General features: G+C 37.4%; 10 protein-coding genes. All 10 read left to right on the top strand.

From position 1 onward, the window contains the following. The coding region (locus tag KI369_RS21335; RefSeq protein WP_212957302.1) for a copper homeostasis protein CutC at positions 1–483 on the top strand (483 nt) is incomplete at its 5' end. A 23-nt stretch (positions 484–506) separates the two neighbouring features. After that, entirely contained in the window at positions 507–1,058 is a 552-nt protein-coding gene (lepB, locus tag KI369_RS21330; protein ID WP_212957301.1) for a signal peptidase I, read from the top strand. 140 nt (positions 1,059–1,198) lie between these two features. After that, entirely contained in the window at positions 1,199–1,951 is a 753-nt protein-coding gene (locus KI369_RS21325; RefSeq protein WP_212957300.1) for an IclR family transcriptional regulator, read from the top strand. Positions 1,952–1,965: 14 nt separating this feature from the next. Beyond that, positions 1,966–2,679, top strand: a complete 714-nt coding sequence (gene pxpB, locus KI369_RS21320) for a 5-oxoprolinase subunit PxpB (RefSeq protein WP_212957299.1) — start codon at positions 1,966–1,968, stop codon at positions 2,677–2,679. After that, positions 2,670–3,659 (top strand): 5-oxoprolinase subunit C family protein, encoded by a 990-nt coding sequence (locus KI369_RS21315; RefSeq protein WP_212957298.1) that lies wholly within the window; start codon positions 2,670–2,672, stop codon positions 3,657–3,659. Before pxpB ends, KI369_RS21315 begins: the two co-directional genes overlap by 10 nt. Positions 3,660–3,677: 18 nt before the next feature. Continuing rightward, a complete protein-coding gene (gene pxpA / locus KI369_RS21310; protein ID WP_212957297.1) occupies positions 3,678–4,439 on the top strand; it encodes a 5-oxoprolinase subunit PxpA in 762 nt (253 codons plus the stop codon). Between the two features lie 23 nt (positions 4,440–4,462). After that, the gene (locus KI369_RS21305; RefSeq protein WP_212957303.1) at positions 4,463–5,158 is read left to right on the top strand and encodes a DUF969 domain-containing protein; all 696 of its coding nucleotides are present in this window, start codon (positions 4,463–4,465) and stop codon (positions 5,156–5,158) included. Between the two features lies 1 nt (position 5,159). Continuing rightward, positions 5,160–6,122, top strand: coding sequence for a DUF979 domain-containing protein (locus KI369_RS21300; protein WP_212957296.1), 963 nt, complete (start codon positions 5,160–5,162; stop codon positions 6,120–6,122). 15 nt (positions 6,123–6,137) lie between these two features. Next, positions 6,138–6,785: a pyroglutamyl-peptidase I gene (gene pcp, locus KI369_RS21295; protein WP_212957295.1), complete on the top strand. Its 648-nt coding sequence runs from the start codon at positions 6,138–6,140 to the stop codon at positions 6,783–6,785. Between the two features lie 66 nt (positions 6,786–6,851). Continuing rightward, positions 6,852–7,586 carry an NAD-dependent protein deacylase gene (locus KI369_RS21290; protein ID WP_212957294.1) on the top strand — a complete coding sequence of 245 codons (735 nt, stop codon included), beginning with the start codon at positions 6,852–6,854 and terminating at the stop codon, positions 7,584–7,586. Positions 7,587–7,855: the final 269 nt, after the last annotated feature.

Genomic DNA, 7,855 nt, shown 5'->3' with positions numbered 1-7,855 from the left:
ACGGAAGAAGAAATTGAAATGATGAAAGAAGATATTGTAGTTGCTCAGGAATTAGGGGTAGCTGGTGTTGTATTAGGTGTACTAAATGAAAAAAATGAAGTGGATGAAGAGAAATTAGCGGATTTATTATCTGTGGTAGACAAGATAAATGTTACATATCATCGTGCAATAGATGATACAGAAAATCCGGTAGAAGCGATGAAAACTTTAAAGAGGTTTCATAAAGTGAATCACGTTTTAACTTCAGGTGGGCAAGGAAATATAGTAGAGAATATTCCGGTACTTGCAGAAATGCAAAAGGTAAGTGATGGTCAAATTCAGCTTGTAGCTGGAGCTGGCGTGACGAAAGAAAATATAAAGAAATTGCTAGATGAAACTGGAATTTCGCAAGCTCATGTCGGTACAGCGGTAAGAGAAGGGAAATCAAGTTTTTCTGAAATTGATCCTAGTTTAGTACAAGAATTAGTTCAAATCATACAATAAACACGTAAGAAAGAGGAGAAACGATGAAGGAAAATACGAAGAAAGAATTATTCTCATGGGCGAAAACGATAGGATTTACCCTTGTATTAATTGCTATTATTCGCGGTGTTTTATTTACACCTTCATTAGTACAAGGTGAATCGATGATGCCTACTTTAGAAAATAACGAGCGAGTTCTTGTAAATAAGATTGGTTATAGTATAAGTGGATTAGATCGCTTTGATATTATCGTGTTCCACGGTAAAGAAGGGTACGATTTAGTAAAACGAGTAATTGGTGTACCAGGCGATACAGTTGAGTATAAAAACGATGTGTTATATGTAAACGGAAAAGCGGTGGAAGAACCATATTTAAAAGAGTTTAAAGAAAAAGCAGCAGGCCGTGTATTAACTCCAGACTTTACGTTAGAACAAATTACAGGAAAAACGAAAGTGCCAGAAGGCCAAGTGTTTGTTTTAGGAGATAATCGTGAAGTTTCGAAAGACGGTCGTATGTTTGGATTCATTTCAGAAGATGAGATTGTCGGAAAAGGACAAGCTGTTTTCTGGCCGTTGAAACAAGTAAGAGCGTTATAAAGAAAAAGTATGGGAGAATATATATTCTTCCATACTTTTTTTGTTGATAGAATTGAAAGAATATTTTATAATTTTAAATTATATATTTGTTTCGAAAAATGGAATCTAAGTTCCGAAATTCGGAACAAGAGGGAGATAGAATGAGTATAAATAAAACGGCAGTTAAGACAATGGATATTTTAGAGTTGTTTTATGAGCATGAAGAGCTAAGTTTAACAGAGATGGTTCAGCTTACGAGTATGCCGAAAACATCTGTTTATCGTTTAATTGGCTCGTTGGAAGAAATGGAGTTTTTACAAAAAAACGAAAAGGGGAAATATCATTTAGGAGTCGTTTTTTTACGGTTCGGTCAACTTGTTTCACAAAGATTATCAGTAAGAAATATTGCGATTCCGTATATGAAAGAGCTTAGAGATAGTTTAGGGCAGGCAGTTAATTTAATTATTCAAGATGGTAATGATGCGATTTATGTGGAAAAGATGGAAGGTGCTCAGCCTGTACGCGTGTATACGGCGGTTGGCAGAAGAGCGCCACTTTATGCGGGTGCATGTCCGAGAATTTTACTATCGTATTTCTCTGAAGAAGAGAAACGGAAATACATAGAGGAAACGAATTTAAAACAGTTTGCAGATGGAACAATCGTGGATAAGAAACAGTTGTTAGAAGTGTTACAAATGGCGAAAAAGGAAGGACACACGATTAGCTACTCTGAGTTAGAAAATCATACAGCGGCTATAGCAGCGCCCATTTTTGCAAGCGATGGAACGGTTGTAGCAGGTATTAGTATTTCGGGATTAGCAATTGAGTACAGCGAAAGCAATATTTCATATTTTATTGCGAAGGTGAAAGAAACAGCACATCGCATTTCGAAAGAACTCGGCTTTTTGGCATAGAAAGAGGGAGTGGGATGAAATTTTCTGCGTTAGGGGATCAAGCAATTATTGTTACATTTGGTGAAGAAATCGGGATGGATGTATATGAAAAAGTGCAGCGATTGTTTCAAGCGTTGAGGCAGCATCCGTTTGTAGGCATGGTTGAGTGTGTACCATCTTTTACTTCATTAGCCGTTTATTATAATTTGTATGAAGTATGGAAGAGAAAGGGGAGAAGTGAAGGAGCATATCATTACGTTTGTCGGTACATACAGGAGCTTTGTAATTCGTATCAAGAAGAATTAAATAAGGATGTGAAACATATTTCTATACCCGTTTGTTACGGGGGAGAATATGGATCTGATTTAGAAGAGGTGGCACATTATCACGGTTTACAAGTAGAAGATGTGATTCGCATACATAGTGAAACAACGTATTTTGTGTATATGTTAGGTTTTACACCAGGGTTCCCGTATTTAGGAGGACTATCAAAAGAACTAGAAACGCCTAGAAAAGAAACACCACGGTTGCTAATACCTGCTGGTTCGGTAGGTATTGGCGGAAATCAAACAGGTATATATCCGCTTGAAACACCAGGAGGATGGAACATTATTGGCCGAACACCAATCTCCTTATTTAATCCGGAAGAAGAAACACCAACCTTTATTCAAAGCGGTATGTATTTACGATTTATCCCAATAACGAAGGAAGAGTACGTATCACTTGAGGGGGCTAAAGAATGGATGTAGAGGTTTTACATGCGGGGATGTTTACAACAGTCCAAGATTTAGGGCGATCTCATTATCAACAATACGGTGTACCTGTTGGCGGGGCTATGGATCAGGGTGCACTTCGGATGATTAATATGTTAGTCGGTAATGAAGAGAATGAAGCGGCACTCGAAATGACGATTATGGGACCGAAATTGTTAATAAAGAAAACGACTTTACTTGCAATTGGCGGAGCAGATATGGAACCGTTACTGAATGGGGAGCGTATTCCATTATGGCGTCCTATTTTAGCAGAAGAAGGTAGCATGCTTTGCTTTGGAAAAGTGAAAAGTGGTTGCAGAGCGTATGTGACTTTTGCAGGTGGTATACAAATTGATCGCATAATGGGAAGCAAAAGTACTTACATACGTGCTGCGATTGGCGGCATAGAAGGAAGGATGCTGAAAAAAGGAGATTATTTTCAAATTGGTACGCACTCAGAATTAGCGAGTCGTTTCATTCAAGCCTTACAAAAAGATGAGCGAATCAAAGCAAAATGGGCAATTAGCAGCAGTGTACTGCCAAAGTATAAGAAATATCCTAAGCTGCGTGTCATAACTGATTTTGAATATGATCAATTTACAGAAGAAAGTAAACAGGCATTTTTTACGAAAGAGTATAAAGTATCTAATTACGCTGACCGTATGGGCTATAGGGTTGAAGGAGATGTTTTAAATAGAGCCGTTGAAAAAGAGATTTTATCGAGTCCCGTTACATATGGGACGATTCAAGTTCCAAATGGTGGACAGCCAATTATATTAATGGTAGATAGGCAAACGACGGGCGGCTATCCGAGAATGGGAAATATCATTTCAGTAGATTTACCACTTCTTGCTCAGTTAAAACCAGGGGACTACGTTTCTTTTAAGAAAATTACGCTTGAAGAAGCGGAACAATTGTACATAAAACAAGAAGTAAATATGAATCTATTAAAAAAATTCATCACTTTACGAAGCTGACATTAGGAGGGAAACATCGTGACGACAATCGATTTAAACTGTGATTTAGGAGAAAGCTTTGGTGCTTATAAAATGGGGAATGATGATGAAATTCTTCCGTTCGTTTCCTCTATAAATGTTGCTTGCGGTTTTCATGCGGGTGATCCGACTGTAATGAGGAAAACGGTCGAAAAAGCGCTGCAGCATAACGTAGCAATAGGGGCGCATCCTGGTTTTCCAGATTTAATTGGATTTGGAAGAAGAAATATGAACGTTTCACCAAATGAAGTATACGACTATGTATTGTATCAAATCGGTGCATTAGATGCTTTTGTGAAAGCAGCAGGAGGGAAAATGCACCATGTAAAACCACACGGCGCTCTATATAATATGGCGGCGACTAATCCGGAAATTGCAGATGCAATCGCAAAGGCAATTTATGATAGTAATCCAAATCTATTACTTTACGGATTAGCAAATAGTGAGGCGTTTATACAGGCTGCGGAAAAATACAATATAACTCTCGTACAAGAAGCTTTTGCAGATCGGACGTATAAGCAAGATGGGACATTAACGAGTCGTACGGAAGAAAATGCGCTCATAAAAAAAGAAGACGAAGCGATAAAGCAAGTGCTTCAAATGGTGAAAGAAGGATATGTAAATTCGGTGAATGGGGAGAAAGTAGCAGTTCAGGCGCAGACAATCTGTTTACACGGTGATGGAGAAAAAGCAGTACAATTTGCAGGAAAAATATACAGAACATTCGAACATAATGACATTTCTATATGTGCACCGAAATAAAAAAATGAGGGGAAGTGTTGGAATTGGTGAAATTAATCGGGATATTACTAGTTGCAGTGGGCTTTTTATTTAGATTAAATACACTTTTAGTAGTTATGGTTGCAGGTATTGTTACGGGTATGGTTTCAGGATTAAGCTTTTATGATGTGATCAGCATGTTCGGTAAATTTTTCATAGAAAATAGATATATGTCTATGCCTATCATACTAACTTTACCGGTAATCGGAATTTTAGAGCGTTACGGTTTAAAAGAAAGAGCAGAAGCACTTATAACGAAATCAAAAGGCGCAACAACTGGAAGAGTATTAATGTCATATTTTACGATAAGAGAATCATCAGCAGCACTTGGACTGAATATTGGTGGTCATGCACAAACAGTAAGACCGCTCGTTGCACCGATGGCAGAAGGGGCTGCGCAAGGTAAATACGGTAAACTGCCTGAAAAGTTAAGAGAAAAGATTAAAGCAAACGCAGCGGCTGCGGAAAATACTGCTTGGTTTTTCGGAGAAGACATTTTTATCGCAACTGGTGCAATTTTATTAATGAAAGGATTCTTCGATTCAGTAGGTATGCATGTAGGTGTATGGGATATGGCGCTTTGGGGTATTCCAACTGCAATATCTGCACTTATCGTAAGCTGGATCAGATTTAGAAGGTTTGATAAATATATAGCAAAAACGATGGCAGCAAAAGAAAAAGAAGAGAAGGAGGCAATATAAAATGAACATCATCACAATGGATACAATCTATTATGTATTAGGTATAATCGTTGCCTTTATCGCCGTTCGTATCGCATTTGATCGTGAACATCCAAACCGATTTGGTTCTAGCTTATTTTGGGCGTTATTTGCAGTTACGTTTTTATTCGGAAATGTAATCCCTTCGTTTTACGTTGGCTGTATCGTGCTCACTATGGTCGTGTTAGCGTCATTAAATAAAGTAACAAAATCAGAGGAGAAAGAAGTACCAGTACAAGAACGTGTAAAACATGCTGAGAAATTAAAAAATAAAATTTTTATGCCTGCACTTTTAATACCTATTTTTACAATTATCGGTACGTTAACGTTAGGGAAAATCAAATGGGGAAATGTCGCCCTTGTTGATCCAGATAAAGTGACATTAGTTGCATTAGCACTAGGAGCATTACTTGCATTCGTTGCGGCAATGCGTATTACAAAATCAAAAATAACAACACCTGTTCAAGAAGGAAGTCGATTATTACAAGCTGTCGGCTGGGCTGTTATTTTACCACAAATGTTAGCAGCTCTTGGCGGTATTTTCGCGAAGTCTGGCGTTGGACAAGTCGTTTCAGATTTAGTTGGACAAGTATTACCGACAGAGTATCCGTTCGTTGCTGTTATGGCGTATTGTTTAGGAATGATGCTTTTCACAGTTGTAATGGGAAATGCTTTCGCAGCATTTGCTGTTATTACTGGCGGCATTGGTTTACCTTTAATTGTACAAATGCACGGAGGAAATCCGGCGATTATGGCAGCACTCGGTATGTTTGCTGGATATTGCGGAACATTGCTTACTCCAATGGCAGCAAACTTTAATATCGTTCCGGCAATGCTTTTAGAGCTAAAAGATAAAAATGCAGTTATTAAAGCGCAAGTACCAATTGCTCTTTCAATCTTTATCATCAATATGTTTATTATGTACGGCCTTGTATATCGTTTCTAATTAGGAGGGAAAACTATGAAAACAGTATTGTTAACAGGATTTGATCCGTTCGGCGGAGAAAGCATTAACCCAGCTTGGGAAGTCGCAAAAAGTTTGCACGAAAAAACAGTCGGAGAATACAAGATTATTAGTAAACAAGTTCCAACGGTGTTTCATAAATCAATACAAGTTTTAAAAGAGTATATAGGAGAACTAAACCCAGAAATGATTATATGTATCGGACAAGCTGGGGGCAGACCAGATATTACGATAGAGCGTGTCGCAATTAATATTGATGATGCAAGAATTGCTGACAATGAAGGGAATCAGCCGGTAGATGTACCGGTTGTGGAAGAAGGACCGGCTGCCTATTGGTCTACTCTTCCGATGAAAGCAATAGTAAAAAAACTTCAAGAAGAAGGCATACCAGCTTCCGTTTCACAGTCAGCGGGTACATTCGTTTGTAATCATATATTTTATGGTCTTATGCATGAACTAGAGAAGCGTGATAAGAAAATAAAAGGCGGATTTATTCATATTCCGTTTTTACCAGAACAAGCGAGTAACTATCCAGGCCAACCGAGTATGTCACTTTCTACTATTAGTAAAGGGATAGAATTGGCAGTAGAGGTAACGACGACAGTTGAGGTGGATATAGTGGAAATTGGGGGCACGACGCATTAAGTAGAATGAATTGTACAACATCTCCTGTAAACAACTGGTATAATAAGTATAGCAATATACATAGAGGTGATTTTTGTGCAATTTGAAGAAGTACGTTCAATTTTAGAAAAAGCGAAGAAAATTACAGTGTTAACAGGTGCAGGAGCAAGTACGGAAAGTGGTATCCCAGATTTCCGTTCAGCAAATGGATTGTATGCTGATGCGAATGTGGAGATGTATTTATCAAGAGGATATTATAATAGAAGTCCGAAAGAATTTTGGAAGCATTATAAGGAAATCTTTCAAATTAATACGTTTCATCAATATAAACCAAATCGTGGCCATCGCTTTTTAGCTGAAGTAGAAGAACAAGGGAAAGATATTACGATTTTAACGCAAAATATTGACGGTTTACATCAATTAGGTGGTAGTAAACATGTCATTGATTTGCATGGAACGCTTCAAACAGCACATTGTCCAAAGTGTAAAGCGGGGTATGATTTGCAGTATATGATTGATCATGAAGTGCCTCGCTGCGAGAAGTGTAATTTCATTTTAAATCCAGACGTTGTTTTATACGGAGATACATTGCCGCAATATCAAAATGCGATAAAACGTTTATATGAAACAGATGTGCTTATCGTTATGGGAACGTCATTAAAAGTACAGCCTGTCGCTTCATTCCCAGAAATCGCAAAGAGGGAAGTAGGAGCAACAACGATCTTAGTAAATGAAGAGTTAACAGGACAAGAATATAACTTTAATTATGTTTTTCAAAATAAGATTGGTGAATTTGTTGAAGGGTTATCTTCAATAAAATAAGTTATCGAAAAAACTGAGGTGTATAGAGAACACCTCAGTTTTTTGTTTGAAGAAAATTCATGTTATGACGAATTAAGGGGAATGGTAATAAATAGGTTATAAAATTAAAATACTGAAAATTAAATCTTTTATTTCTTTTATAATTAATATAAAATTCTATATATATCATATAAATAAATTTGATACATAATGATTTTCCGTAGAAATGTTAATAGAATGAAGCGAGGGAGCGAAATGAGACAGAAAAAGGAGCAGAAAAAACAATCGAA

Origin of the sequence: Bacillus sanguinis (genome assembly GCF_018332475.1) — a bacterium.
GTDB classification, from domain to species: domain Bacteria; phylum Bacillota; class Bacilli; order Bacillales; family Bacillaceae_G; genus Bacillus_A; species Bacillus_A sanguinis.
Note: the sequence above shows the minus strand (reverse complement) of the source record. Positions and strands in the feature narration are given on the sequence as shown.